The following is a 26,902-nucleotide window of genomic DNA, read 5'->3' as shown; positions in this document are numbered from 1 at the left end:
GCCGCTGTTATCCTTCTTCCGGCATTGGGCCGGTGTACTGCGAGAGCGGCCGGAAAATCCGATTGACGGGAGCCTGCTCTAGCAGGTGAGCCGACCATCCGACCGATCTGGCAAGCGTAAACGTCGGGGTGAACAGCTCGGCAGGCAGCGCAATAGCGCGCATGATGGCGGCTGCAAAAAACTCCACGTTCGTATACAGTCTGCGCCCGGGCTTGTATTCCTCCAGCAGCCGCTGCGCAACGGCTTCGACATGGATCGCAAGCTCAAACCAGGGGTCGTCGGAAACGAGCCCTTCCGTAACCTGGCGCAGCGCTTCCGCCCGCGGATCCTTCGTCTTGTAAATGCGGTGGCCGAAGCCCATCAGCCGGCCGCCCTTCTCCAGCACGCCGCGAAGCCAAGGCTCCGCATTCGCTTTCTCTCCGATGGCGTCCAGCATGACGAGCACTTCGGAAGGAGCGCCGCCGTGAAGCGGTCCCTTCATCGCGCCGACGGCCGCGCTTAACGAAGAAGCGAGATCGGACTGCGTGGAAGCAACGACGCGCCCGGCGAAGGTGGAGGCGTTCATGCCATGCTCCATCCCCAGAATCAGATAGGCGTTAAGCGCCTTCACATGAGCAGGGTCCGGTGTACGCCCGAACAGCATGTGCAAATAGTTGGCCGCGTGATCCAGATTCTCGTCCGGCTCCACCACGGGGAGGCCGTTCAGCAAACGATAACGGGCGGCAATCAGCGTCGGCACGACCGCGGTAAGCCGCATCGCTTGCTCCGTCGTCGGAGGCCAAACGAGATCGTCATCCGACATGGCGGCCAATGCGGTTTGGAGGATGCTCATCATCGGAACGGAGGCAGGCAGCAGCTCCAGCACCGAACGGATGGACACCGGCAGCGCTCTCAAGCTCCGCCACTTTTGGGTAAACGTACGAAGCTCTTCTTCCCCGGGAAGCTTCCTGAACCATAGCAGATAGGCTACCTCTTCAAAGGAACGGCTTACGGCCAAATCCTTGGCCCAGAAGCCCCGGTAAATCAAATGCCCTTGTTCGCCGTCGACCAAACCGATTTCCGTATCCGCGGCTACGACGCCTTCAAGTCCGGTTACTTTGACCATGTTCATCACCTCGTTTTGATTTGTTATTATCATACTCTCATTAGTGAATAAAGTATAATTATATGTTTAAATTATAGTGATAAAAAAAGTTAATATTACATGACTCAGGCGGCAGCAGGAGACGGGAGTAGGCGACGGTCAACAGAACGGATGGCCTGAGCCTGAGCTTGAGCAAATTCAGCTGCCGCCCAAGGACCTGCCGAACGCGAAGGAGGAGCGGCTCCGTCTCGAATTGGAGCTGAGCGAGGCGCTGAGCCGGTTGTCTTATCCGCAGACGCCGAAGAAGAAGGCGGCGCTGGAATTGCGCTATGCCGCTTTGCTGGAACTTAAAAGGAAGCTGGAAGCCGGGCGCCGCTAAGGGCCTATACCACAGCCTGCCCTTGTCGGAGGGAGGGCTGGATTTTCGTCGGATTTTGACGAACAAAGCCGTTTTCGTCGAAGAAACGGACGAAATCGAAAACAACGACATAGGACCGTAAAACAGCGTAATACCCCTTCTTCCGATTCCGTATAATATGGGTTTAAATTAAATCGTGTCTATACGGAAAGCGAGGGAATCGAATGTCCATAAAGCGCAATGGAAGCGGCGGATCAGCAGATTCCTGACCGGAGTGCACGTGGTTGTCAGTTTCCTCCCCGGAACGGGAGCGGCTCAAAGCGACAGCCTGGCATTGAACAAGCTCTCGGCCAAGAGCTCGGATACATCGTCGGGCCGTGCAGCGGCAGCCATTGACGGCAATACCTCGACTTACGGCCAGCCGCTTGCGGCCGACCGGAAAGATGACGGCATTGAATGGCTTACCGTAGATTTGGGAACTGCTGCGACATTCGACGAATCAAGAGAACGAATAGGGCAGTACGATTCCACTGCTTTGCCTTCCGTATCCTTTTTGGATAGCGTTTACATCAGCGACGCGAGCGGGAAGAAGCTGACGGAGGACGATACGATATCGAATACAATGTCCGATTTACTGTTGCACAGCCTAAAGGAGGATGGGATCATGCCAAATGCTTACCGGGAAATCCATTCGGTTCGCGACACGCAGCTCAGGACATCTTGGATCGGTACTTTAACCGGCAGCTTTAGCGAAGAGCTGCCTTGGCCGGAAGCGGCAGGTGACTTTTGTCTCCTTCTGGCCCGCAAAGGGAGAGGCGAGCTGGAGATGGGAGGTTCGATTCACGCCTTCCTGCCGGGTTATTATTACCTGCTTGAGCCGGGGACCCGAGGCCGGTTGACCCTATCCGTCGACAGCTCGGCGTTAGCCGTTTGTTTCACTTTGCATGACGACGAGCTGGAGCGCTGGATTCTCCTCATGCCGAAGGTGGGCATCAGCGAAGCCGCCGAGACGGAGGTGCTGGAGCAATGGGTACCCGCATTGGAGCAGCGAAGCATGGACCCGCATCCTTTAATGCCTTATCGCGTGGATGCCGGGGTCAAGGCGGTGCTGCTGACGCTGATGCAGGGGCCGCTGCCGGACAACGGGCCGCTAGCCAACGGTACGGACGGCCGTTCGTTCGCGTCGTTCCCGATGGCCGATTACGTACGCAACCATTATGCGGATAAATTGACGCTGGACGATATGGCGCGCCACTTCGGATTTCACCCGCATTACATCATCAAGATGTTCAACCAGCGCATCGGAATGAGCCCGATTCAATATTTGCAGGAGGTCCGTCTTCAGAAAGCCATGGAGATGCTGGAGCAAACACAACTGACCGTATCGGAGATTTCCGAGCGGCTCGGATGGACGACATCCTATTTCTCCCGTTTGTTTCACGAAAGGAAAGGAATGCCCCCTACGCAATTCCGAAAGAAGCAAGAGCGGGGCGTCGCCAAGAACGGCCTTCTTCCGATGTCCTACGAATTGAAGCGAAGCCAGCAGGCAGAGCGGGCATAGAGGCCGGCCCCGGATACGGGGCTGGTTTTCGCGTTTGGCAGCCCGCACAAAGGAGGCGAACTCCGACTCGTTCTCGATTTTGATTTGCACGTGAGGCCATGGTTTGCCGCCGAGGTAGGGGATAAGGAAATCGTATGCCTTGCGGAGGCTCTTCCCGTCGGCAGTCTTATAATTCTACAGTTCAAAGCCCGTCTTGCTGCCTTACAGCGCGATAATGGAGAAGGCCTCCAGGTTGAACACCGGATAATGAAAGGATCGTGTCCGCTTCATTTCCTCCGGCTGGCTGCCGTCCGCACCGAGCTGCTTGGACAGCCGGGCCGGCACGGTCTCGCGAAGATAGGCGGAGGCTTCCACTGCGTTCCCGCTATGGAGCATCAGGGCGCAAATAATCGCATCGTACCATGTGCCGTGGTTGTTGGAGGCGTTCTTTTCCTGCAGAGCCAGAGGGTTCGTCTTCAGCCATTTCACATAATCGGACAGCCATTTCCGGTATCCGTCCGCATCATGCTTCGTCCATCCGGAGGAGCCTTTGAGCAGCGCTGCGGCATCGGAAGTGAACAGAATGAGTCTCGAATCAAGGACGCCTTCCTTGCGTCCGTCGTAGCGTCCGGGGACACTCTGACCGAAATTCATATTCGGATTCTTCCGGGTGCCCGGGTTAAGAAACCAGGTCCGCAGCAGTTTGCCGGCGTGAACCGCGTACGGCTCTTGTCCTGTGAAATAATACGCCAACGCGAGGCTTTGGACGGTGGAGGCCATCTTGCCGAAGCGGGTCGCGTCGAATTTGTCCGTCGCCCGTTCCGGGTTCGTCTGTCCGTCCTTCTGAATATACGGCTTGCCGTCCGGCTTCGACGGGTCGGGCCACCAGTAAGGGCCCATGCTCATGTAATCATGCTTGTCGCCGCTTGGGGGGACCGCCGATTTGTCCATGACGGGATTTCAGCTCTGCATCCGCTTCGGTACGCAGCTTCCCGATCGCCGCCTTGTAAGCATCGCCTTGACTGGCTTGCCGTTGCCGCTTCACGTCCGCGAGAGCCCGTGTGTTTAGAATCAACGTATCGACGCTGTCCGTCGTCCGGTTCTGCTCCTGCGAAGGATTCCGTTCGCCGGCAGGCGCAAGCTGCGCCGCGGCCAGGGCAGGCTTAGCCGCCAGGGGAGCGCTGCAGCCGTTGCGATCGGGAGCAACCGGGTGATTGATTTTGCTTGCATACTCCCATCCTCCGATCAAATGCTCATACCTGTTCCTCATTATACTAACGCAGAGGCAGGAAACCCAATAGCCGATATTCTCCTTTTCTTGTTCATTATTCATCTGCTTGTCGTTAGAGTTGGGATTTATGGAGGAAAATGGGCGGCTCGCGTCGAATCTTTACCAATGCGGTTATGCAGAAAGGAGTGCAGCTCGGGTGACGAAGAGTGATCTGCGGAAGGCGGGCTTGCTGATGGCCGGACTGCTGCTGCTGGCCGGTTGCGATACGAGGACGGAAAACAGACCCGTCAAAGCTGAAGCGGTAAAAATCAACCCTGCGGGCGTGTTTCCCGTGACGGACCGGAAAATCACGCTGAGCGTCCTTGCCATGAGCAACAACCGTGTCGAGAATTATGCGACAAACGAATTTACGAAGTGGCTGGAAGAGAAGACAAACATTCATTTGAACTGGGAGGTCGTTCCGAATGTGTACGCCGAGGAGCGATTGAATGTCATTCTCGCGAGCGGCAATTATCCCGACGTGCTGATCGGCTTCCCGGTCTCTCCGATTCAACAGGCGCTGTTCGGCAAGGACGGGGTGTTTCGCCCGTTGAACAGCTATATTCAAGCCTACGGCAAGGAAACGAAGCGTATGTTTGCGGAGGTGCCTTACGCCAAGCCGTCGATTACTTTGACAGACGGGGCGATCTACGCGCTTCCCCTTGTTAACGAATGCTATCACTGCCAGTACGGCGCCAAAATGTGGGTCAACCGGGTGTGGCTTGACCGATTAGGACTCAACATCCCGCAAACGACGGAACAGTTCTACGAGATGCTCAAAGCGTTCAAGGAACGGGATCCGAACGGCAACGTACTCCAGGATGAAATCCCGCTCTCCGGAGCGGTCAACGGTCCTTCGACGAGGCTGGATTTGTTCCTTATGAACAGCTTTGTTGAAAGCGATTTCCAACAGCTGTTCGTTGAACAAGGGCGCGTGAAAGCCGCCTTCGTGCAGCCGGGATGGAAGGAAGGCATCCGCTATTTGCGTAAGCTCACGGCCGAAGGACTGCTGTCGCCGAAAAGCTTCACGCAGGATCGTTTTCAGCTCAAGCTGCAGGGGGATAATCCGGGAACCACGATCCTGGGCGCGGTAGCTGCCCAGAACCCGAACATTTTCGTCTCCGGCAATTACAACCGGTGGAAGTCGTATGTGACGATTCCCCCGCTGCGCGGTCCCGGAGGGCTTCGATCGGCGAAGTACAATCCGGACGCGCTGCTGCAGGGGGCCTTCATCATAACGGATAAAGCGAAGCACCCTGAAGCCGCCTTCCGGCTGGCCGACCTTCTGTACAGCGAGGAGGCCGCCTTCCGCGGATTGGTCGGCCGTCCCGGCAAGGAATGGACGATGGCCGAGCCCGGCGAGAAGGGGATTGACGGAAATCCGGCCAAATGGAAGCAGCTGCTGGGGCTCGATGCGGTTCAGAATATAACATGGTCTCAGACAGGACCGTCTTATCGCTCCGAGAAGTGGAGGCTCAGCATGACGGACGATCCGTTGCGGCCAATGGAGACGCTGTTGTACAGAGAGACGAAAAACAATTACGAGCCTTACCGCATGGATCCGTCCAAATCGGTACCGACCCTCATCTACACAAGCACCCAGGCGGAGGCAATTGCCGACGCTCGCAAAGCGGTTAACGAGTACCGCGACGAAGCTGTCGCCCGGATGGTGCTCTCGGACGGTGATTTGGATACGGAATGGGCCGGCTATTTGGAAACGATGAAACGGATCGGATTAGACCGATATTTGCAAGCGATGCAGGAAGCTTACAATGCGCAGCCCGGCATGCCAAGCACAACGGGCGATGCCGTCTCGCGCTAGAACCGGGTTTAACGGAATGCGGACAGAAAGAAGGGGACAACGGATGAAACAGATTCTTATCGTCGACGACGAACCGATGATCCGCTTGGGACTGGCCAAGATGATCAAGTCTTATCATCGCTTTCACACAATCACGGCCGTGCCGAACGGCGTGGAAGCGCTGGAGGTGATGAACCGCGGGATTCCGGATGTTGTCTTGACGGATATCCGAATGCCGAAGATGGATGGACTTGAGCTCTGCCGCGAGCTGTCCGTACGAAAGCATGGGACGAGCGTCGTCGTCATTTCGGGCTACGGTGATTTCAGTTACGCCCAGAAGTGCTTGACTTACGGAGTGAAGGAGTATTTGCTCAAGCCGGTGACGGAGCTGGAGCTGTTCCCCGTCCTTGACCGGCTGCTGCAGGAGGAAGATAAGGCGGCCTTTTCCATCTCGGATTTCGAGGAATGGGCGGATGCTGTCCATACGGCGATTTGGTCCGCGGACCGGGATACCCTTACCGATCTGCTGAACCAGCTGAAGGAAGGCGGCCTCTATGCGGGACTCAGTGCCGAGCAGCTGCAGCAGACGGCGGCCGACGGCTTAAAGCTGGTCGTGAAAAAGCTGAACGCCCGCGAGCTGTTCCGTTTCGAGCTGCCTCCGGATCAAGCCGAAGCGCAAACGCACGAGCAGGCCTCGGAATGGTTCGAGACGTGCGTTTACCGGCTCTGCGACCAGCTGATGCAGTGGCGAGGCGGCATTCAGAAGAGCGTGTTCGAGGAAGCGAAAGCCTATATCGACGACCACATTGCGGAGGAAATCAGCCTGGAGGCGGTAGCGGAACGCGTAGGGCTGGCGCCGACGTATTTCAGCTCCTTCTTCAAGAAGATGACCCAGGAGACATTCGTGCAGTACCGTATGCGGAAGCGGATCGAGATGGCGAAGAAGCTGCTGGAGCAGCCGCATGTGAAGATTGTGGATGTCGGGATGGAGATCGGGTACCAGAATTACCCTCATTTTACAAAAATATTTAAGAAAGTAACCGGTATTACGCCAACCGAATACCGGCATACGCTGGGGATCAGGTAATGAGAACGAGCTTGGCCGCCCGTGTATTCCTTTATTTCAGCAGCGTTATTGTCATCTCGGCCGCTCTCGTGGGTGTGACGCTGTATGTTCAATCGGCCAGGACGATTGACGCGCAGTCGAAAGAAATGCTCACCCAAATCGTGGACAATGCGCTGCACCATACCGATCTGTACTTGAAGGGGTATGAACATGCGACGCTGTCCGTCCTGACCTCGCCGCTTATGAAGGAGTTTCTGGAACTGCGGGAGAAAGACGTCTATTCCTACTACATGCTCTCTGCGCAAATCAAAGAGAAAGTATTCCAGCCGATCTTTATCAAAAATCCGGGTATTTCCATGATGTACCTAATCGGATACAACGGGATAAAAATCAACCAGCTGGGGATCGCGCAGCCGAGCTTCCGCGAATCGCTGCTGCAGGAAAGTTTGGATGACCTTAAGAATTTAACGAAGGACGACGGCAGCATGACGCTGATGGACTGGAGCTTTCTGAACAATCATTTGGCGATCACCCGTAAAATATCGGTGCGTCAAACCTCCAGAGCGTTCAAAGGCATTCTTGGCATCGAGTTCAAGATCGAGGAGCTGAACAAGCTGTGGAAGGGAATCCGGCTTGGTGAGACAGGCTATTTCTACATCGTGAACGAGTACGGGCGAATCGTTTATCATCCGAAGGCGGACCGGATCGGCAAGCAGCTGGACGGAGAGCTGTTTACAAAGCTGCAAGCTCGCGAGGGGCAGTTCTTCAACTCCAAGGACGATGGAAGCGAAAGGGTGCACTTCAGCCGCCGATCCGATTATTCGGGGTGGACGCTTGTGGCCTCGATGCCGGTAAACGAGCTGTACAAGCCGATCGACAACATCCGCAGAACGACCATATTTACTTGTCTTCTGGCGTTCCTGCTCGCATTCCTGCTCGCATACCGATTCAGCCGTTCGTTGGTCAGGCCGATCCGTATGCTGGAGAACGGCATGAGAGAGACGGAGAAGGGCAATTGGTCCGAGGCGCAGATCCCGCTGACCGGTTCCAAGGACGAGATGGACCGCCTTATCCTGAGCTACAACGTCATGGTAACGAGGCTGTCGGGTCTCGTCGATCAAGTCGTCGCTGCGGAGCTGAAGAATCAGGAGCATCTGCTGGGGCGCCATGTGGCCGAATTTCAGGCGCTGCAGCTCCAGATCAATCCGCATTTCCTGTATAACACGCTGGAGACGATCATATGCTACGCAGTCGTCCAGGACTCAAAGGAAATCAAGGAAATGGTCCGTTCTTTATCCTACATGCTCCGTTATTCCGTCCAGACGAACCTGGAAGAGATTACGGTGGCGAGCGAATTGAAGCATGTTCTCCATTTCATGACCATCATGAACCACCGGTTCGGACGCGAGTTCGAGATCCAGGTGCTCGTGGCTCCCGAATATTTGCTCAGGCACATGGTCCGGCTGACGCTGCAGCCGATCGTTGAGAACGTATTCAACCATGCTTTCCCTGAAGGCTTGGAGGATCATCATTCCATTGTGATCGATGGGCGGATCGAGAATGACGACTTCATAATGACGATAGCCGATAATGGTGAGGGGATTCGTCCTGACCGTCTGGCGGAGCTGCAGGAGAGGCTGGCGCATTCATCTCCTCTGAATGGACCGGAGGAGGAAGGCGACGGGATCGGTCTGCTCAACGTACACAGCCGTATTCGGATGGTGTTCGGAGAAGCTTACGGTGTTATGGTGGACAGCGTTGAGGGTTCCGGCACGGTTGTAACGCTGCGACTGCCCGACAGGAGCGCGCCGCTGTTGCAGCACGGCGGAATCATGTCCATCCAGCGAAGCTCATAATTATGTTTAATGTTCGTGTTTTATTTAGTTTATATTATGAAGTATAGGAAAATAATAAAATGGGCGGAGGAATAACGAACATTTTCCGGTTAATTGTTGACAAACATCATGTTTTGGAATAAGATATGGATGATTGATGCGCTATCCGCATTGCTTGCTTACAATTGCATAGGCTACACCGTATGGTACGGTGCGCCGTTCGTATATCCTTGACGATAAGGGTCTAGGGTTTCTACAAGGAACCGATAATTCCTGGCTACGACGGTGCGGGTTAGCTGCACCCGCACTTGGTTACAGCCGGGTTTTTTTGTGCTGCCGTCCGGCTGCTTGCTGCGGACCATTCCATCTCCAGGAGGCAATTCTATCATGAATCAGAAGTACGACGTTATTGTGGTCGGCGCCGGGCCGGCCGGGATCTTCACCGCTTACGAATTAACGCTCCGAACCCCGGGTACGCGCGTCCTGCTTGTTGATAAAGGGCACGATATCGCCCAGCGCAGCTGTCCGATTCTGGAGGAGAAGATTAAGCTGTGTCCGCCGGCCGCGGGGAAGAAGGAATATGCGGGTTGTCTGCCGGCATGCTCGATTACCGGCGGCTTCGGCGGGGCAGGGGCCTATAGCGACGGCAAGTTCAACATCACGACCGAGTTCGGCGGATGGCTGACGGACTATTTGCCTCCGTCAGAGGTCATGTCCCTCATCCGCTACGTCGATGAGATCAATTTGAAGCATGGCGCGACGGAATCGATCACGGACCCCACGACGGATGTCGTCCGTTCGATCGAGCAGCGGGGCTATGCGGCGGGACTCAAGCTGCTTCGCGCGCAGGTGAGGCATCTCGGGACGGAACAAAATTTGCAGATTCTAAAATCGATCAATGCCTATCTTAAGAAGCATATCGACATGGCGTTCAAGACGGAGGCAGCCGATTTGCTGACCGTGAAGGACAAGGAAGGCCACCGCGTGCGGGGAATCGTCCTTCGCAGCGGCGAGGAGATCGAAGCGGATTATGTTGTAGCCGCACCGGGCCGGGACGGCTCGGCTTGGCTTACGGACGTGCTCCGGAAGCGCCGTCTCAAGATGTATAACAACCAGGTCGATGTGGGTGTCCGCGTCGAAACGTCCGATGTCGTCATGCGCGAGATCAATGAGCATTTGTACGAAGGGAAATTCATATACAATACATCCGTCGGAACGCGCGTCCGCACCTTCTGCAGCAATCCGTCCGGCCATGTGGTTGTGGAAAACCACAGCGGGGTTATAGCGGCCAACGGCCATGCCTTCAAAGACCCGGCGCTCGGCTCCGCGAATACGAACTTTGCCCTGCTGGTCTCCCACCGGTTCACCGAGCCGTTCGATAAGCCGAACGAGTATGCGCGGGAAATTTGCAAAAGGGCGAACGATCTGTCCGGCGGCGGCGTGATCGTGCAGAAATACGGCGATATTATCCGCGGACGGCGGTCTACCGAAGGCCGGATTCGTGAAGGCTTCCTGGAGCCGACCTTAAAGGAAGCGGTGCCGGGAGACCTGGGGCTGGTGCTGCCGTACAATACAATGAAAAGCTTGATCGAAATGGTCGAAGCGCTCGACAAGGTTACGCCGGGCATCGCTTCCGAGCATACGTTGTTCTACGGAGTGGAAGCGAAATTTTACTCCGCACGGCCGAAGCTCTCGGATACGTTGGAGACGGAGATCGCCGGGCTGTACTGCGGCGGCGACGGGGCGGGCGTGACGCGCGGACTGGCCCAAGCCGGCGCGGCTGGGATCCGCATCGCCCGGAGCCTGACGGAGCGGATGAATGGCAGGTAATCCGGGAATCCGACCCGAGCGGCGAACCGACGCTGAAGCCGAAGCTTGTACGGGACCGGAGGATGCGTTATATTGTGAGTAATCAGGAACCACTTGGGGCAAAGGGGCATCTATGGCAACCATTCACGACGTAGCGGAGAAGGCAGGTGTCTCCGTAACCACGGTTTCGAGGGTTTTAAACAATAGAGGGTATATTAGCGACGCTACGCGCAGGAAAGTATTCGGCGTGATGGAGGAGCTGAACTATCATCCGAACGAAATCGCCCGCTCGCTGCTGAGGAAACAGTCGAATATTATCGGACTTATCATTCCGAACGTATCCCATCCGTTCTTCGGCGAGCTTGCCAACGACGTGGAATTTTTCGCCCATCGGAACGGGTTCAAGGTACTCCTCTGCAATTCCCGGCTGGAGCCCGCGAAAGAGCGGGAATACATCGAAATGATGAAGCGCAATCGGGTGGACGGAATTATTATGGGGAGCCATACCCTGGAAGTGGGCGATTATGAAAGCTTGCCCTATCCTATCGTCACGATAGACCGGCGAATCGGAGAAAGCATTCCATACATTTCTTCGGACAATTACCGGGGCGGCGAACTGGCGACCCGACTCCTCATCGATAAGGGCTGCCGCAAAATCGCTCACATCTGCGGCAGTCTTGAGCTTGATCTGCTCGCAAACCTTCGAACGGATGCCTTCGAATCCATGGCGACCCGCTCCGGCATCCATCACCTCACGATCCAGACGGACATGGACGTCTTTAACCAGGAGCAATACGAAGACATGATCCGTCGGCTGTTCCGGGAACATCCGGACATTGACGGCGTCTTCGCCACCAGCGATATTATAGCGGCTTTCGCCGTCAAGATCGGCCGCACGCTCGGCAAGCGTATCCCTGAGGAGCTTCGCATCGTCGGTTACGACGACGTGAAGGCTGCGTCCTGGCTGCAGCCGTCGCTTACGACGATCCGTCAGCCGATCCGGGAGATGAGCGAACTGGCGGTGGAGCTGATCCGCAAGCAAATGGAGGAAGCTCCTTATGAACGGGAGAATATACTGCCTGTCGAGCTGATCGAGAGGGATACGACATAACCGCTGAAGGGCCTCCTTTAGCGGTTTCAGATTGACGAGAAACCCGGATATAGAGAAAAATGCAGAAGGTAGTAGGTGGGGTATCCCCTGTAGGGGCGATAGCGCCCGCCTTTGTTATCGGAAAATGACCGCTGAATAGCGAATAAATTGAATATTTTCCGATAACAACAGCGGCCGGAAGGGGATACACCACCGGGGTACCAATGCAGATTTCTCTACTTCATGGGTTTCTCTACAGCCTGTAACCGCTGAAGGGCCTCCTTCAGCGGTTTTTTAGAATTTCGACCGGGAGTAATAGGCCAAAACACTTGATATGTCAAACGATTGACATATCACTCGCAGCAGATTTATAATTCGTCATGCAAGCCATTGTACGTTGCTGGAACCCCATCTATTCCAGTGGATTACGATCCGTAAATGTCGAAACCGATGCTTACGATTTGCCGGCGTTGCGGACTGCTTGTTTACGCAGCGGTTCATCGTTCAAGAGATTATGCGGGGATCGTTTAAATAATCAAGCATCATAGAAGGAGGCTGCAATACCATTTATACCAAGGAGTCGGCAGACCGTTTTATAGAGGAGAATAAGCATTTGCTTCGTCAGGATTACCGCTTGCAATATCATTTGATGGCGGAGTACGGCTGGATGAACGATCCGAACGGTTTCATTCATTATGGGGGGATGTACCATTTATTTTATCAGCATTATCCTTATGAGCCGTATTGGGGGCCGATGCATTGGGGACATGCGGTAAGCCGGGATTTGATCCGGTGGGACTATCTTCCGGTAGCGCTCGCACCCGGCGAAGGGTTTGATAAGGACGGCTGCTTCTCTGGCAGCGCCATAGAGCATGAGGGACGGTTGGTGCTAATGTATACCGGGCACACCGTGACCGGACCCGACAAGGATCGCGATTATAAGCAAGCGCAAGGACTGGCGGTTTCCGAGGACGGCGTACGCTTCGACAAATGGGTCGGCAACCCCGTCATCCGGTACGATCAAATTCCTGACGGGGTGAGCCGGAAGGATTTCCGCGATCCGAAGGTATTCCGCCGGGACGGGCATTATTATACCGTACTGGGCTCCAATGACGGACGAGGGCGCGGGCTTGTTCTTTTATACCGTTCGGATGATTTGACCGAATGGGAGTTCGTCAGCATCGCCGCCATGAGCGACGGAACCTTGGGCGACAATTGGGAATGTCCGGATCTGCTCCCGCTCGGCGGGCGCGACGTGCTCATCCTGTCTCCCCAGCGGGTTCCGTCTCAAGGAAACAATTACAGGAACCTGCATTCTACTACTTCGATGATAGGGAAGCTGGACCTTGAAAGCGGGAAGTTCAGCTATGATCACTATTGCCCCGTCGATTACGGTTTTGATTTCTATGCCCCGCAGACGGCTTCGGACCCTTGGGGGAGGCGCATCGTCATCGGCTGGATGGACATGTGGGAAAACGAAATGCCCACGCAGCGGGGCCACGGATGGGCCGGAGCGATGACGCTGCCCAGAGAGATTCTGCAGGATGGGGACCGCTTGATCTATCGTCCTGTGGGGGAAATCGTCGCGTACCGCCGCAACCCGCACAAAGCATATGATGTCGACGTTGAGGGCGAACGGGTTATGAAGGTGTCCGGCGACAGCTACGAGCTGAAGGTTGTATTTGATGCCGGGGATGCCTTAGAATTTGGATTGAAGCTGAGGACTGGAGGCGATGAGGAAACGGTGCTTTCTTACCGGCCGGAACACTCGCTGTTCCGGTTCAACCGCGACCGGTCCGGCATCGGACCGGGAGGCGAGCGCCGAGCCTCGGTGGAGCTTGAGGGAGGGAAGCTGGCGCTGCGCATCTTCGTAGACCGGTCTTCGGTCGAGGTGTTCATCGGCCGGGGCGAGAAGGTGATGACGGGCCGGATTTATCCCGGGGAACGATCGCTCGGGATCAAGGCATATGCCGTCGGGGCATGCCGCATCGAATCGTTCGAGAAATGGGATATCGGATAAGGAGAGATGCTTGCTTGGAGAAAGTATTTACGATCGGGGAAGCCTTAATTGATTTCATTCCCGCCGAGCGGGGGACGGAGCTGAAGGCAGTGAGCGGCTTCAGCAAGGCGGCGGGCGGAGCGCCCGCCAACGTCGCTTGCGCCGTCGCCCGTCTGGGCGGTGAGAGCGCATTTATCGGGAAGCTGGGGAAGGACGCGTTCGGCGACTTTTTGCTGGACACGATGAACGAAGCGGGTGTGGATACAAGCCGTGTTTTCCGTACGGACGAAGCCAATACGGCACTTGCTTTCGTAAGTCTGAGGGCGGACGGGGAGCGGGAATTCTCCTTTTACCGGAATCCGAGCGCAGACATGCTGCTGCAGCAGGAAGAGATTGACGAGCGCTGGTTCGGGGCGGGGGACATTCTGCACTTCTGCTCGGTCGACCTGATCGAGGCTCCGGTCAAATACGCGCACAAGAAAGCCATTGAAGCGGTGAAACGGGCAGGCGGCATCGTCAGCTTCGATCCGAACGTGCGCCTGCCGCTCTGGAAGCGCCCCGAGCTTTGCCGGGACGCCATACTCGCGTTTCTGCCTTTCAGCCATATCGTGAAAATCAGTGACGAAGAGCTCGCATTCATCACCGGCATGGACGATGAGGACCGCGCTCTGGCCTCTCTGTTTTCAGGCGATGTGAGGCACGTGATTTATACTCGGGGCGCGCAAGGCGCGGAATGGATCACGCGCGGCTTCCGTACGGCGGTGCCGGGTTACGCCGTGCAGGTGGCGGATACGACGGGTGCGGGCGATTCGTTCATCGGAGCGCTGCTGTACCGTCTGCTTGAGGAACGGCTGCCGGCGAATGAGGAGAGGGGCATCGGAGCGGATCAGGCCCGGGCGCTGCTGACTTTCGCCAATGCGGCTGCTGCGCTTACCACGTCCCGGTCCGGGGCCATTCCGGCCCTGCCTGTCCATGACGAGGTGCTGCGGATGATGGAAGAACATAGGGCATAAACGAAAACAAGACCCCTAGGCTTCAGAATGAAGCGGGGGTCGGCACTTCTTTCATGTTGCGGCCAAGCTTCGTCTCCTCCAAATTCGGGGCCATGGAGCCGTTCATGACCTGATCTGCCCGGTTTATGGTAAAATAAGGGGCGGAAGGATGTGTTTGACGTGTTGAAACTTGGCGTACTCGATCTGGTGCCCGTGCTTGCGGGCGCCGAGCCTGCGGCCGCGCTGGCAGAGGCGCTGCGGTTGGCCCGCTTGGCCGATAGTAACGGCTACAGCCGTTACTGGGTCGCGGAGCATCACGATATGCCGCAGCTCGCCTGCACTTCGCCTGAAGTGCTGCTGGCCCACATCGGATCGCATACGCAGCGAATCCGGCTTGGCTCGGGGGCCTTGCTGCTGCCGCATTATAAACCGCTCAAGGTGGCGGAGTCGTTCCATCTGCTGGCTACCTTGTATCCCGGCCGCATCGACCTCGGGCTGGGGCGCGCTCCGGGCGGGTCGGCGCACGTCGCCATCGCCCTCAGCGGGAATTTCCTTGAACATGTACGGCAGCTGCCCGAATCGCTCAAGGACTTGACGGAGCTGCTCAGTGGCAGCTACCGGATGGAAGGCGAGCCGGTACTGGCCCGGCCCGTTCCGCCGATCGCCCCGGAGGTCTGGATGCTGGGGACGAACCGCAAGAGCGCCGCCTATGCCGCCGAATTCGGAACCGGCTACGTGTTCGGTCAGTTTATGAGCGATCAGGACGGGGAGGAGGCCATCTCCGCTTACCGGCGGGAATTCCGGCCGTCCCCGCTGACGCCTAAGCCGCGCACAATGATAGCGGTTGGGGTCGTCTGCGCCGAGACGGAGGACAAAGCGCGCGAATTGGCCGCTGCGAGCCGGCTTTTCGCAAGATCGGAGGAGCCGGAAGCGGGCAAATCTTCGGCCGATAGGAAGATCTTGGCGGGAACGCCGGAACAGGTAAAGAAGCGGCTCGAAGAGCTGCAGCATACGTATGGGAACGACGAGTTTCTGATCGTTACGATGACGGCCAACTACGAAACAAGGCTGCGCTCCTACGAGCTCTTGTCCGGTGCAATCGGATAGAGAAAGGCGGATCGGCGTCCTACAGCAGCTTGAAACGCTGCAGGTGGTCCCACAGCTGCTCCCGCAGCAGGATCTCCTTCTGCTTCGAACCGATCAGATCGTAATGGGGAAAGGTCTCCCGGTGATGGATATATTCCGGATTCAATCCGCTGTCCGTGCACCATAGCTTCAGCTTGTCCAAATCGGCACAGCCGACCTTGGTCACTGTATGGCACTGCGGGAAACGGGGATCGTACCAATAGTGCGTCAAAAAAGCGATCTCGCCTCGCGCAACCGCTTCTTTCCAAGCGTTGAGCTCGATTCTGGTTATGCCGAATGCCAAGACAAGGCCTCCTAACGGTACGGGTAATTTCTGTTTCAGGCAGATTGAGCCTATTATATCAGGGCTGGGGGGCATTTACATAACCTTCGGGAAATGACCCGGCAAGACATTGGCTATCAGGCGGGACTGCAGGCTATAATGAAAGAGGTATGTATCCATATTCTTGAAGGAGGCGTTCGTTATGATTAAAGTGGAGTTTCACGGCCATTCCTGCGTTCAGCTCACCGGAGGCGAGCATTCGCTCATTATCGATCCCTTTCTTTCGGACAACCCCGATGCCCGGATCATGCCGGACAGCGTTCGCGTGCAGCATGTGCTCCTGACTCATGCCCATTCGGATCATATTCAGGATGCTGCGGCGATTGCCCTGAACAATGACGCTCAGCTGATAGCCATCCACGAGCTTGCGAACTATATGAGCTGGCAGGGTGTCCGCACGCAGGATATGAACATCGGAGGAAAGCTGTCCTTAGGCTATGCCGAGGTTCATATGGTGCAGGCGTTCCACAGCTCCGGCATCGTGCTTCCCGATGAGCAGCGGATCATTTATGCGGGAATGCCTGCCGGGCTGATTCTGAAGTGGGAAGGCAAAACGATACTGCATGCCGGCGATACGAATTTGTTCTCGGATATGAAGCTGATCGGCGAGCGCTTCGACATCGATCTGGCTTTCCTGCCGATCGGCGATTTGTATACGATGGGACCGGAGGATGCGGCGCTGGCGGCCGAGTGGCTGAAGGCGAAGCTGGTCGTACCGGTGCATTACAATACCTTCGAGCTGATCTCGCAGGACGGCGAAGCTTTCGTGGAGCTGCTGGGCAAGCGCGGCATCCAAGGCAGGGCGCTCAAGCCCGGAGAAAGCATCGAGCTATAAAACGAGAAAGGGCGGCTCCCCGGTCTTCAGTTGACCCCAGGGACCGCCTTTCTTTTTATGGAGAATATCCGCCAGCAGGAATCAGCGTCCTCCGGGTCCGTAACCGGAAGGATGTCCGTAATGGCCGTAAGGATGATACGGGTAATGATGCGCATGCGGATAATAGTGATGAGTTATTTCGAATGGATAGAACAGCCTATGCGAGGGGAAGAAATATGGTTGCTTATCCTTGGAACTTGGGCGTCAGTACCCCCGGATCATGGCGTCCATCACCCGGCTGGTCCGTATTGCCGTATCGCCGCGGCTGGGGCATGCGCCCCGTCCGAGAAGCTCGTCGACGATGCTTTGGATGAGCGGCTGCTGCACATGTGCGGGATGCTCGATATGGCGTTCTTCCGTACCGGACTCCCGGATCAGACGGACCGGCGCCTCGGTGAACGTCGAGAATTCGATTCGGCCCTTGCTGCCGATAATTTCATTCTGCTCATAATCGAAATTGGAGGAGAAGCACCAAGTCCCCACGCCGTGAACGCCGGATTCGAACACGTAGGAGCCGGTCACGATATCTTCTGCGGCATAGAGCCCCGCCTGGTTGGAAGCGTCGCCGCTGACCCTCACGATCGGACCGAGTAAATAATCGAGCAGATCCAGCGTATGGCTCCCGACATCGAAGAAATAGCCTCCGCCGGACAGCTCGGGCTTCACGCGCCAGCTCGGCTCCCCCGCGAGCTCCTGTGCCGTCGGCTTCCCGTAATGCCGCGTAACGACGGTGCGGACTTCCCCGATCGCGCCTTCCTCCAGCCACATCTTCACCTGCAGGAAGCGGGGAAGAGCTCGCCGGTAGAACGCTACGAAGAGCGGCACGCCGGCTTTGGTGCAAACCGCCTCCATCTCGTCGCATTCCGCTGCATTAAGCGCCATCGGCTTCTCGACATACACCGGCTTGCCTGCGGCCGCGCAGGCTAACGTATAAGGATGGTGATAGGCCGGGGGCGTAGCGATATAAACCGCGTCCACTTCCGGATCACGAATCAGTTCGTCGGCCCGGCTGTACCACTTGGGCACCCCGTGTCTTGCGGCATAATCGGCGGCAAGCACCTCGTCTCTGCGCATAACGGCGACAAGACGGGAGTTCTCCGCCTTCTGAAACCCGGGGCCACTTTTCACTTCCGTTACGTTCCCGCAGCCGATAATTCCCCATCGAATTTCGTTCATTTGCGTACGTCCCTTCTATATGAGGATGGGTATTCTACCGATCATTATAGCAAGGAAAAGGCATTTATTGCGAATGATGGTCTTGTTTTTTTACAGGAGGATGCTATAATACAACTGAATCACCCGCTGTCAAGATAAGGCAAACTTGGTGAAAGCCAAGGACGCAAAGCTATAGGGACTAATGTGTAAAGCTATGTCAGCCAGCTGCCGAAAGACATGAGGAACTTAGCTGATCATGAGCCTCCCTTTTGGCCTGTCCAGAAGGAGGCTTTTTTGTACCTATCACACGTCCGGGTTTGGGGGCTTAGATCGCGTGAAGAGAATAATGATCGTGGATGATTCGCTGTTTATGAGAATGATACTGAAGAACGTGATCGAGGAGCTCGGTTACGAAATGGCCGCTGAAGCGGGTAACGGGTTGGAAGCGCTGACACTGTACGAGGAAGTGCACCCGGATCTCGTTACCATGGATATTACGATGCCGGAGATGGACGGGATTACGGCGCTCAGAGAGCTGAAGTCGAGCCATCCCGACGCCAAAATCATGATGGTATCCGCAATGGGCCAGCAGGCGCTGCTCATCCAGGCCGTTACGATGGGGGCGTGCGATTTTATCGTCAAGCCATTCAATAAGGACCGGGTACGGGAAGCTCTCAAGAAAGCATTTTCCGCTTAAAGGTGGTATAATGAGCAGGTTCGTTACAACAGAAAGGAATCGGGAGGCAAGGCAATGGAAGTACGTCATGTCACATCAAATCAGGAACTGGAGATGTGCTTCGAGGTTCGCGAGAAAGTATTCGTGGAGGAACAGAAGGTACCGAGAGACGTGGAGCTGGACGAGTTCGACGATTCGCCGGAGAGCTGCCGTCATTTCGTCGTTCTGGAGGAAGGCCGGCCGATCGGCACAGGGCGCTGGAGGATGTATGACGACAAGACGGCCAAACTGCAGCGGATCGCCGTGCTGGAATCCCATCGGGGACAAGGCCTCGGACGCGTCATCATCCATGCGCTCGAGAACGATGTGCGGGGGCAAGGGGTACCTGCCGTCATTTTGGACGGCCAGGTGCAGGCGGAGCCGTTTTACCGGAAGCTGGGCTATGAGGTCATTTCCAAGGAGCCGTTCCTGGATGCCGGGATTCTGCACGTCCGTATGCGCAAGTCGCTTCAGTAGAAAGCCGGAGGATCAGCCTTCATGAAAAAAGCGGGAACTCTTGTTATGAGAGTTCCCTTTTTGGCGAGAGGTGTGACATCGTCCGTAAATCCGCAAGCCGCTTAAGCTTATATCATTCGTCGGTATGCATAAACAAAACGCGGGCGGCGGGTGAATTCCGTCGTCGGCGTTGTTTTGGGCATAACCCGGTAAAGTGATAGGTTAAGCCTGATAGACTGGGTGCCGAATGAATTCCGATAGCCTCGGAAGAAGTAGCCGGTCGCATTTGCTTATGTACGGCATACACTGAACTAGGAACCCTTGAAAGAGGAGGCAGCCCCATGAGATACACGGTGCAATATATCCCTCTCAGCAAGCTTAAGCCCGGAATGTCAGCTGTCATTACACAGAGGATCAAGGAGCTGCGGAAGACGGCGCAAGACTGCATGCATTTGATGATTGTCCGCAAAAGCAAAAAAGAAGGCGGTTACGTCATCGTCAGCGGAAATAATCATTACGAATATTTGAAGAATCATACTAAAAAAGCGCTCGCCCCCTGTCTTGTGGACGAAAGCAAAGCTGCCTCGGGCCTCAGCTCCCTGTTGTACCGTTTCCGCAAACGAAAGCTGCCCTACGATTTAAAATTTTTGAAGCCGGAGCGCTGGAACGACAACAGCTGGACGATCATCCGCTCGTTCCTGAGGCAGGAGCCCCGGTTCCGGCGGCTAAGCCGCAAGCAGCAGGTACGGGTTATTTGGCTCGGCCTCCGGTATAAGAGAACGACGGTGGGTTCCATGAAAGCGAGGGTAGATCAGTTCATCAAGAACAAGGAAAAGTGAAGGGAGCCTTGCCGGCTCATAGATTGACGAGAAACCCGGAAATGCAGAACGATGCGAAAGGTAGTAGGTGGGGTACCAAGCAGATTTTTCTATTACATGGGTTTCTTTACAGACTGGGAGCCGTCCGGGGCTCTCTTTTTGCTTTTCCGCCGGAGGAAGGCTGCCATCCGGGCCTTGCTGCCGAGTTTGGGATAAAATATTGCATAATCAAATTTCATATAGCCGCATGTCTGCCGATGTATTAAACTACATAAGATTAGGACTACTTTCTTTTTTTCGGAGGGGGCTTTGGGAAAAACCATGAACAGGAATGCGCGCAAGATCCCGGTCCGCGATTATACCCGTTTGCTGTACCGGTATTTGAAGCCGCAGCGCCGCAGTATGATCGGTCTGACGGCGCTTCTGCTTTGCGGGATCGGGCTCCAGCTCGTCAATCCGCAGATCATCCGCTATTTTATCGATACCGCGCAATCGCAATCGTCGGGCAAACCGCTCGTATTTGCCGCCGTGCTGTTCCTTGCCGCGACGCTAGTTCAGCAGCTAGTGAATGTCGCCGCGACCTACATCGGGGAAAATGTCGGGTGGAAGGCGACGAATTCGCTGCGCAGCGATGTGGCGGCGCACTGCCTGAAGCTCGATATGTCGTTTCACAAATCGCATACGTCCGGGGCCATCATCGAACGGGTCGACGGAGACATCAACAACCTTGCGAATTTCTTCTCCAATTTCGTCATCACGCTGCTCAGCAATCTCGTGCTTGTGGCGGGGATGCTCGTGCTGCTCTTCCTCGAGGGCTGGGTGATTGGAGCCGGCATGCTCGTGTTTGTCGTGCTTGCCATTGCCGCGATTCAATACATACGCCGCTTCGCCGTTCCCCATTGGGGGAAGCTGCGGCAGATCAGCGCGAAGTTCTACGGCTTCCTGGGCGAGCATCTGGAGGGCACGGAAGATACGCGGGCAAACGGGGCTACAGGCTACGTGATGCACCGCTTCCATTCCTTGCTCAAGGAATGGCTGCCGGTTCGCGTCCGTGCGTTTCTCGGATGGGCCTCGATGTGGATTACGACGCTGATCGTCTTCGCGATCGGCAACGCCGTCGCCTTCGCATTAAGCTATTATTTGTGGAAGACGGGCTCGATTACGATCGGAACGGTCTATATGATTTTTTATTACACCGAATTGATGGCGAAGCCGATCGAGAAGATCAGGACCCAAATGGAGGATTTGCAAAAAGCCGACGCCAGCATCGGCCGTGTCCGCGAACTCTTGGCGACGGAGTCCGCCATCCGCGACGGGGCGGGAGCCCCACTGGAAGACGGCGCCTTGTCGGTCGTCTTCGAGAACGTCCTCTTCAGCTACGATACCGAGAGTACGACGCTTCATGACGTCAGCTTCCGTCTGGAGCCGGGACAGGTGCTCGGTCTGCTCGGGCGGACCGGCAGCGGCAAGACGACGCTCGCCCGGCTGCTGCTACGGTTCTACGATCCGCAGCAGGGATGCATTCGGCTTGGCGGAACGGATATCCGCGAGGCCAAGCTGCAGGAGCTGCGGGGCCGGGTCGGCTTCGTCACGCAAAATATCGAGCTGTTCCAGGGAACGGTCCGGGATAACCTGACCTTCTTCGATGAAGCTGTAGGGGATGACCGAATCGTCCGTGTGCTGGAGGAGCTCGGATTGGCTTCGTGGCTCATGTCTTTGCCCGGCGGGCTCGATACGATGCTGGAGTCGGGCGGCGGCGGGCTCTCGGCCGGCGAAGCGCAGCTCCTGTCCTTCGCCCGCGTATTTTTGTCCGATCCCGGGCTTGTAATTCTCGATGAAGCATCGTCCCGGCTGGACCCTGCGACAGAGCACCGGATCGAGCAGGCGATCTCTCGGCTGCTGCAAGGCCGCACCTGCATCATCATTGCGCACCGATTGGCCACAATCGAAAGGGCGGACCGCATACTTGTGCTGGATGACGGGTGGATCGCCGAATTCGGGGAGCGCGGGCGGCTGACCTCCGATCCGAATTCGCGCTACAGCCGGATGCTGGAAGTAGGAATGGAGGAGATGCTTGTATGAGCACGTTCTCGTTTTTGACGAAATTAACGGGCTATCGCTGGGGATTGTATATTCTGAACGCCTTGGCCTGGTCGCTGATTTATTTGGCTCCGATCGTGCCGGGGCTTGTGACGAAGCAATTCTTCGACGTGCTGTCCGGCAGCGCGCCTTACCGGTTCGGGGTCTGGTCGCTAATCGGGTTTCTGATGCTGGCGGCGCTGGCGCGGGTCGTGCTGATCCTTTTCGGATTCATCACGGACGTCCAGTTCCGGTTCCGGATCGGCGCGCTGCTCCGCCGCAACCTGCTCCGGCACGTGCTGAAGGAGCCGGGCGCCCGCGCCATCCCGATCTCGCCGGGAGAAGCGATCTCCTCGTTCCGCGACGACGTGGATCAGGTGGAGGAGACGGTGAGTTGGTCGGTGGACGCTTTCGGCATGACCTTCTTCGCAGCGGTGTCGATCTTTATCCTGATGCGGATTAATGCGGAGATGACGCTTTTGGTTTTTCTTCCGCTGGTCGTCGTAGTAACGGTCGCCCAGCTGTCGACGTCCCTCCTGCAGAAGTACCGGGCTGCCAGCCGCGAGGCGACAAGCCAGGTCACCGGAGCGATCAGCGAGATGTTCTCCACCGTGCAGTCGATCCAGGTGGCGGGAGCGGAGGATCGCGTCATCGGCCGCTTCAGCCGGCTGAACGACCTGCGGCGCGAAGCAATGCTGAAGGATAAGCTGCTGGGCTCGGCGCTGGACTCGATCTTCTCCAACACGGTCAACTTCGGCACGGGGCTCATCCTGCTGCTCGCCGCTCAATCGATGCGCAGCGGAAGCTTCACGGTCGGGGATTTCGCGTTGTTCGTATATTACCTTACTTTTGTAATGCAGTTTATCCAAAATTTTGGAAAATTCATGACCTACTTCAAGCAGAGCGCCGTCGCTAAAGACCGGTTGACGCACCTGCTGCAGGGGGCGCCGGAGGCGATCCTGACCGAGCATCATCCGCTTTATCTGCGAACCGCCATTCCGGAGGCGGTGACGGCGCAGCCGGGGGAAGTCGACCTGCTGGAGCGGATTGAGGTGCGCGGGCTTACATACCGCTATCCCGAGAGCGGAAGAGGCATCGAGGCCGTCGATCTCGATCTGCCGCGGGGCTCTTTCACGGTTGTAACGGGACGCATCGGCAGCGGCAAGACAACCCTCGTGCGAGCGCTGCTGGGGCTGCTGCCGATCCAGGCGGGCGTCATCTGCTGGAACGGAAAGCCTGTCGAAGCGCCGGGCGATTTCTTCATTCCGCCACGCAGTGCTTATACTCCGCAAATTCCGCGTCTGTACAGCGATACACTGGCCAATAATATATTGCTGGGACTGGATGCGGGGGAAGAGCGGCTGCGCCGGGCGATTGCCTCTGCCGTGTTGGAGCCGGATCTCGATCGGCTGCCGCACGGGCTGGATACGGTCATCGGTCCGAGGGGCGTGAAGCTGTCCGGAGGCCAAGCGCAGCGTACCGCCGCGGCGCGCATGTTCGTTCGAGACGCGCAGCTAATGGTGGTCGACGACCTCTCCAGTGCACTAGACGTCGAAACGGAAAGGAAGCTGTGGGAGCGGCTGGAGGAGGAAAGGCAGGGCGCTGCCTGTCTCGTCGTGTCCCACCGCAAGGCCGCGCTGGCGCGGGCCGATAAGATTATTGTCCTGAGAAACGGGCGGATTGACGATACAGGCAGGCTGGAGGAGCTGCTTCAGCGGAACGAGGAGCTGAGAAGCTTGTGGTATCGGGAGGAATAGCCGGGAACGGGGCGTGAACCTTGGGTGCCGCTTCCGCGCATTTCCCGGGAAAGCGCAGAAGTCGACACGTTTCGTCTCGCGGCTCCGCTTGAACGGCCCGTTGGTATTATATCCTAGTTTAAGCCGAACCAGGATACCAGAATCCGGCCGAACCCGGAGAGCAACATGGAGCCGAGAAGTCCCGCAGCGAGCGGCTTCAGACCGAGCCGCCGGAACGATCCCAGATCGACGTTCAGGCCGAGACCGGCCATCGCCATCGCCAGCAGCGTGTAAGAGAGGGTGACGGTTCCCTCGACGGCCGGCGCAGGCAAGATCCCAAGGGAATGAATGCCGCTGACGAGCAAAAAGCCGAAGATGAACCAAGGAATCGGCAGCTGTCTCCAGCTGCGGCCGGGGCTTTCCTGCTGCCCCGTCAGCTTCCGTTCCTCACGAGCGGTCCACCAGCCGGCCGCGACGGCCACGGGTACGAGAAGCGCAACCCTCGACAGCTTCACGAGCAGAGCGATGCGCAGCGCCTCTTGTCCCCCGGGTGCGGCGGCTGCCAGCACGTGTGCGATTTCGTGCAGGGTTGCGCCGGACCAAGCGCCGTAGCCCGGGGACGAGAGTCCTACAAAGGGCATGAGCAGGGTATAGCTTAGGGTGAAAGCTGTACCGAGCAGCGCGACGATGGCCGCACTGACAGCCGTCTCTTCGTCGCCGGCCTTCACCTGCGGGGCGATGGCGACGACGGCAGCCGCTCCGCAGATCGCCGTGCCGCAGGCGGTCAGCAGCCCAAGGCGGCGGTCGATGCCGAGCATGCGGCATAGGCCATAGACGGCTGCCAGCGCAAAGACGAGGCAGACGGCGGCTAGCAGGAACACCTTCGGCCCCGCCTGCACCATATCCGGCCAGCTGAGCCGCATGCCGAGCAGAATAATGCCCAGGCGGAGCAGCTTTTTGCTGGAGAAGCCGATGCCCGCCGCGGCACCCGCCGGGATGCCGAAGACGGCTCTCCAGGCCATGCCGAAGAGGATCGCAAGAACGAGCGGTCCCATGATGCGAAGCAGCGGGAGCGAAGCGGCGGTTTGCGCGAGCACCGCAAGAATGAGGGCGAGCAGAAGGCCTCGGACGAACCCGAGGTCCTTCTTGCTGCTTAAAGGAACAGAATGTGCCTGTGACATGATGCGTGAAGCCTCCTTCGATACGAATCGTTCGGTTAAGCTATGGCTTCACTATATAAGGGATCGGTCCGGAAAGGAAATACCGATTCGCAATCGCCATCATCAGCTTTGCTTATGATGGATGTGCTTGAACATCAGGAGGGATGCTAAGCCATGAATGCCGAAACGCTGCAAATTTTCGTAACCGTTGCCGAGCAGAAAAATTTTTCCCGGGCCGCCAAGCTGCTGCATCTTTCCCAGCCGGGCGTTAGCCTCCATATCCGCAATCTGGAGCAGGAGCTGGACGCCAAGCTGTTCCATCGCTCGCCCCAGCAGGTGAAGCTTACAGAAGCGGGGGGCCTGCTCTATGAACGGGCGAAGCGGATTCTCTCCCTGATGGAGGAAGCCCGTGAGTCAATTCACTCGCTTCAGGGGGAAGTGACGGGATCGCTGAAGCTGGGAGCCAGCTTCACGATCGGAGAATATTTGCTACCGCGGGTGCTCGCCGAATTCGCCGCTCCGCACCCCCGCGTCGATATCGAGGTCACGATCGGCAATACGGGGGAGATTGTGCAGGGCGTTCGCGATAACGCACTCGACCTCGGCTGGATCGAGGGAGAGACCGCTTACCCCGAGCTGACGGTGGAACCGGTCATGCAGGATGACATGATTCTCATCGCCTCGCCTGACCACCCCCTTGCGCTGGAGCGCTCTGTCCCTCCGGAGCGGCTGAACGACCAGGTATGGGTGCTTCGCGAGCTCGGCTCGGGCACCCGGGCCGTAAGCGACAGGTTTATCGGAAGCTACGATCTCAGGATGCAGCGAACCTTCGTGCTGAACAGCAGCCAAGGCGTCAAGGAAGCGGTCGCCGCCGGACTGGGCATTGCGATGCTGTCCCGCTGGACGGTGCGCAAGGAGCTAGAGAGCGGAGACGTCTCGCGCATTCCGCTGTCCTGCGGGCGGATCCTGCGCGATTTTGCGCTGATCCAGAGGAAGGACGCAGCCGACAGCCTGGCCAAACGGAAATTCATCCAATATCTGATGGCGTTCGCGGCCGAGCATACGATATAAAAAGTTATTTAGGTATGCATAACGGAGGAGGGAACCGGATACGTTGGTGATGTAAGTTAACGTTGGCGGGAGAGGGGGTTATGTATGGGGCCAAGATTGGTTAAAATTGCGTCCTGTTATTTTATTATCGGCGTGTTCTTCGGCATGTTCATGTCGATCACGCACCACATGGAATTCGCTTCGGTCCATGCTCACTTGAATTTGGTAGGTTGGGTCTCGATGGCTTTGGCCGGTCTGATTTATTCGGTATTCTCCAAAGCGGGAGCCAGCAAGCTGGCGGTCTGGCATTTCTGGTGCCATAACATCGGTTTGCCGATCATGATGATCGCACTGGCGCTGCTCGTCGGCGGCGCGGGAAATACGGAGCCGATCATTGCCGTTGGCGGCATTATCACGACGCTCGCCGTTATTTTATTCGTCATCAATGTGTTTAAGCATGTCAGTTTGCCCTCATCTCCTGTCGATCAAGAAAAAGCTTATCGCGCGAAAAATTGAACTCGGAAAAAACAATAACCGTACAGCCTGG

24 protein-coding genes and 2 riboswitches are annotated in these 26,902 nt (G+C 56.9%); of the genes, 18 read left to right on the top strand and 6 right to left on the bottom strand.

Translation table 11 applies throughout. From position 1 onward, the window contains the following. Positions 1 to 7: 7 nt before the first annotated feature. Complete coding sequence (locus O9H85_RS17540; RefSeq protein WP_269882725.1) at positions 8 to 1,105, bottom strand: citrate synthase/methylcitrate synthase; 1,098 nt, start codon at positions 1,103 to 1,105, stop codon at positions 8 to 10. Between the two features lie 232 nt (positions 1,106 to 1,337). Between O9H85_RS17540 and O9H85_RS17535 the strand changes: the two genes are divergently transcribed. Then, positions 1,338 to 1,463 (top strand): hypothetical protein, encoded by a 126-nt coding sequence (locus O9H85_RS17535; protein ID WP_269882724.1) that lies wholly within the window; start codon positions 1,338 to 1,340, stop codon positions 1,461 to 1,463. Positions 1,464 to 1,638: 175 nt separating this feature from the next. Next, on the top strand, positions 1,639 to 3,003 hold the full coding sequence (locus O9H85_RS17530; protein WP_269882723.1) for a helix-turn-helix domain-containing protein: 1,365 nt from the start codon (positions 1,639 to 1,641) through the stop codon (positions 3,001 to 3,003). Positions 3,004 to 3,204: 201 nt separating this feature from the next. Here O9H85_RS17530 and O9H85_RS17525 read toward each other — a convergent pair whose 3' ends face one another. Both O9H85_RS17525 and O9H85_RS17520 read right to left on the bottom strand, forming a co-directional pair. Next, complete coding sequence (locus O9H85_RS17525; RefSeq protein ID WP_269882722.1) at positions 3,205 to 3,933, bottom strand: alginate lyase family protein; 729 nt, start codon at positions 3,931 to 3,933, stop codon at positions 3,205 to 3,207. Further along, positions 3,893 to 4,231: a hypothetical protein gene (locus O9H85_RS17520; RefSeq protein ID WP_269882721.1), complete on the bottom strand. Its 339-nt coding sequence runs from the start codon at positions 4,229 to 4,231 to the stop codon at positions 3,893 to 3,895. The genes O9H85_RS17525 and O9H85_RS17520 overlap by 41 nt, the downstream gene beginning before the upstream one ends. 178 nt (positions 4,232 to 4,409) lie before the next feature. Between O9H85_RS17520 and O9H85_RS17515 the strand changes: the two genes are divergently transcribed. The 8 genes from O9H85_RS17515 (at position 4,410) to O9H85_RS17480 (ending at position 15,951) form a co-directional block, all read left to right on the top strand. Continuing rightward, positions 4,410 to 6,074 (top strand): extracellular solute-binding protein, encoded by a 1,665-nt coding sequence (locus O9H85_RS17515; protein ID WP_269882720.1) that lies wholly within the window; start codon positions 4,410 to 4,412, stop codon positions 6,072 to 6,074. A 43-nt stretch (positions 6,075 to 6,117) separates the two neighbouring features. Further along, entirely contained in the window at positions 6,118 to 7,140 is a 1,023-nt protein-coding gene (locus O9H85_RS17510) for a response regulator transcription factor (protein WP_269882719.1), read from the top strand. Continuing rightward, positions 7,140 to 8,975, top strand: coding sequence for a sensor histidine kinase (locus O9H85_RS17505; protein ID WP_269882718.1), 1,836 nt, complete (start codon positions 7,140 to 7,142; stop codon positions 8,973 to 8,975). Before O9H85_RS17510 ends, O9H85_RS17505 begins: the two co-directional genes overlap by 1 nt. A gap of 179 nt (positions 8,976 to 9,154) precedes the next feature. Further along, a riboswitch (purine riboswitch) is annotated at positions 9,155 to 9,254 on the top strand. A gap of 87 nt (positions 9,255 to 9,341) precedes the next feature. Continuing rightward, positions 9,342 to 10,784, top strand: a complete 1,443-nt coding sequence (locus tag O9H85_RS17500) for an NAD(P)/FAD-dependent oxidoreductase (protein ID WP_269882717.1) — start codon at positions 9,342 to 9,344, stop codon at positions 10,782 to 10,784. A gap of 112 nt (positions 10,785 to 10,896) precedes the next feature. After that, on the top strand, positions 10,897 to 11,874 hold the full coding sequence (locus O9H85_RS17495; RefSeq protein ID WP_269882716.1) for a LacI family DNA-binding transcriptional regulator: 978 nt from the start codon (positions 10,897 to 10,899) through the stop codon (positions 11,872 to 11,874). A 544-nt stretch (positions 11,875 to 12,418) separates the two neighbouring features. Continuing rightward, complete coding sequence (locus O9H85_RS17490; RefSeq protein WP_269882900.1) at positions 12,419 to 13,873, top strand: glycoside hydrolase family 32 protein; 1,455 nt, start codon at positions 12,419 to 12,421, stop codon at positions 13,871 to 13,873. A 14-nt stretch (positions 13,874 to 13,887) separates the two neighbouring features. Further along, the gene (locus tag O9H85_RS17485; RefSeq protein ID WP_269882715.1) at positions 13,888 to 14,865 is read left to right on the top strand and encodes a PfkB family carbohydrate kinase; all 978 of its coding nucleotides are present in this window, start codon (positions 13,888 to 13,890) and stop codon (positions 14,863 to 14,865) included. Positions 14,866 to 15,015: 150 nt separating this feature from the next. Further along, the gene (locus O9H85_RS17480; protein WP_269882714.1) at positions 15,016 to 15,951 is read left to right on the top strand and encodes an MsnO8 family LLM class oxidoreductase; all 936 of its coding nucleotides are present in this window, start codon (positions 15,016 to 15,018) and stop codon (positions 15,949 to 15,951) included. Between the two features lie 19 nt (positions 15,952 to 15,970). On the opposite strand, the gene O9H85_RS17475 is transcribed toward O9H85_RS17480, so the two are convergent. Continuing rightward, the gene (locus tag O9H85_RS17475; protein WP_269882713.1) at positions 15,971 to 16,273 is read right to left on the bottom strand and encodes a hypothetical protein; all 303 of its coding nucleotides are present in this window, start codon (positions 16,271 to 16,273) and stop codon (positions 15,971 to 15,973) included. Positions 16,274 to 16,454: 181 nt separating this feature from the next. Between O9H85_RS17475 and O9H85_RS17470 the strand changes: the two genes are divergently transcribed. Then, positions 16,455 to 17,147: a metal-dependent hydrolase gene (locus tag O9H85_RS17470; RefSeq protein WP_269882712.1), complete on the top strand. Its 693-nt coding sequence runs from the start codon at positions 16,455 to 16,457 to the stop codon at positions 17,145 to 17,147. A gap of 243 nt (positions 17,148 to 17,390) precedes the next feature. Here O9H85_RS17470 and O9H85_RS17465 read toward each other — a convergent pair whose 3' ends face one another. After that, positions 17,391 to 18,362 (bottom strand): Gfo/Idh/MocA family protein, encoded by a 972-nt coding sequence (locus tag O9H85_RS17465; protein WP_269882711.1) that lies wholly within the window; start codon positions 18,360 to 18,362, stop codon positions 17,391 to 17,393. 128 nt (positions 18,363 to 18,490) lie between these two features. Further along, positions 18,491 to 18,574: riboswitch (cyclic di-GMP riboswitch) on the top strand. A gap of 101 nt (positions 18,575 to 18,675) precedes the next feature. Between O9H85_RS17465 and O9H85_RS17460 the strand changes: the two genes are divergently transcribed. The 5 genes from O9H85_RS17460 to O9H85_RS17440 all read left to right on the top strand — a co-directional run bounded on the left by O9H85_RS17460 (position 18,676) and on the right by O9H85_RS17440 (position 24,166). After that, positions 18,676 to 19,038: a response regulator gene (locus O9H85_RS17460; RefSeq protein WP_269882710.1), complete on the top strand. Its 363-nt coding sequence runs from the start codon at positions 18,676 to 18,678 to the stop codon at positions 19,036 to 19,038. A gap of 54 nt (positions 19,039 to 19,092) precedes the next feature. Next, positions 19,093 to 19,533, top strand: coding sequence for a GNAT family N-acetyltransferase (locus tag O9H85_RS17455; RefSeq protein ID WP_269882709.1), 441 nt, complete (start codon positions 19,093 to 19,095; stop codon positions 19,531 to 19,533). A gap of 320 nt (positions 19,534 to 19,853) precedes the next feature. Further along, positions 19,854 to 20,351: a hypothetical protein gene (locus O9H85_RS17450; RefSeq protein ID WP_269882708.1), complete on the top strand. Its 498-nt coding sequence runs from the start codon at positions 19,854 to 19,856 to the stop codon at positions 20,349 to 20,351. Positions 20,352 to 20,651: 300 nt separating this feature from the next. Next, complete coding sequence (locus O9H85_RS17445) at positions 20,652 to 22,412, top strand: ABC transporter ATP-binding protein (RefSeq protein ID WP_269882707.1); 1,761 nt, start codon at positions 20,652 to 20,654, stop codon at positions 22,410 to 22,412. Continuing rightward, a complete protein-coding gene (locus O9H85_RS17440; RefSeq protein ID WP_269882706.1) occupies positions 22,409 to 24,166 on the top strand; it encodes an ABC transporter ATP-binding protein in 1,758 nt (585 codons plus the stop codon). The genes O9H85_RS17445 and O9H85_RS17440 overlap by 4 nt, the downstream gene beginning before the upstream one ends. Before the next feature lie 113 nt (positions 24,167 to 24,279). Here O9H85_RS17440 and O9H85_RS17435 read toward each other — a convergent pair whose 3' ends face one another. Further along, positions 24,280 to 25,326, bottom strand: a complete 1,047-nt coding sequence (locus O9H85_RS17435; protein WP_269882705.1) for a YeiH family protein — start codon at positions 25,324 to 25,326, stop codon at positions 24,280 to 24,282. Positions 25,327 to 25,479: 153 nt separating this feature from the next. Between O9H85_RS17435 and O9H85_RS17430 the strand changes: the two genes are divergently transcribed. Together O9H85_RS17430 and O9H85_RS17425 are read left to right on the top strand one after the other, a co-directional pair. Then, positions 25,480 to 26,376: a LysR family transcriptional regulator gene (locus O9H85_RS17430; RefSeq protein ID WP_269882704.1), complete on the top strand. Its 897-nt coding sequence runs from the start codon at positions 25,480 to 25,482 to the stop codon at positions 26,374 to 26,376. Between the two features lie 84 nt (positions 26,377 to 26,460). Then, positions 26,461 to 26,871: a cytochrome-c oxidase gene (locus O9H85_RS17425; RefSeq protein WP_269882703.1), complete on the top strand. Its 411-nt coding sequence runs from the start codon at positions 26,461 to 26,463 to the stop codon at positions 26,869 to 26,871. Positions 26,872 to 26,902: the final 31 nt, after the last annotated feature.

The sequence above is a fragment of the Paenibacillus gyeongsangnamensis genome, from assembly GCF_027533625.1.
GTDB classification, from domain to species: domain Bacteria; phylum Bacillota; class Bacilli; order Paenibacillales; family NBRC-103111; genus Paenibacillus_G; species Paenibacillus_G gyeongsangnamensis.
The sequence above is the reverse complement of the archived record's forward strand: the minus strand, read 5'-3'. Positions and strand labels throughout refer to the sequence as shown.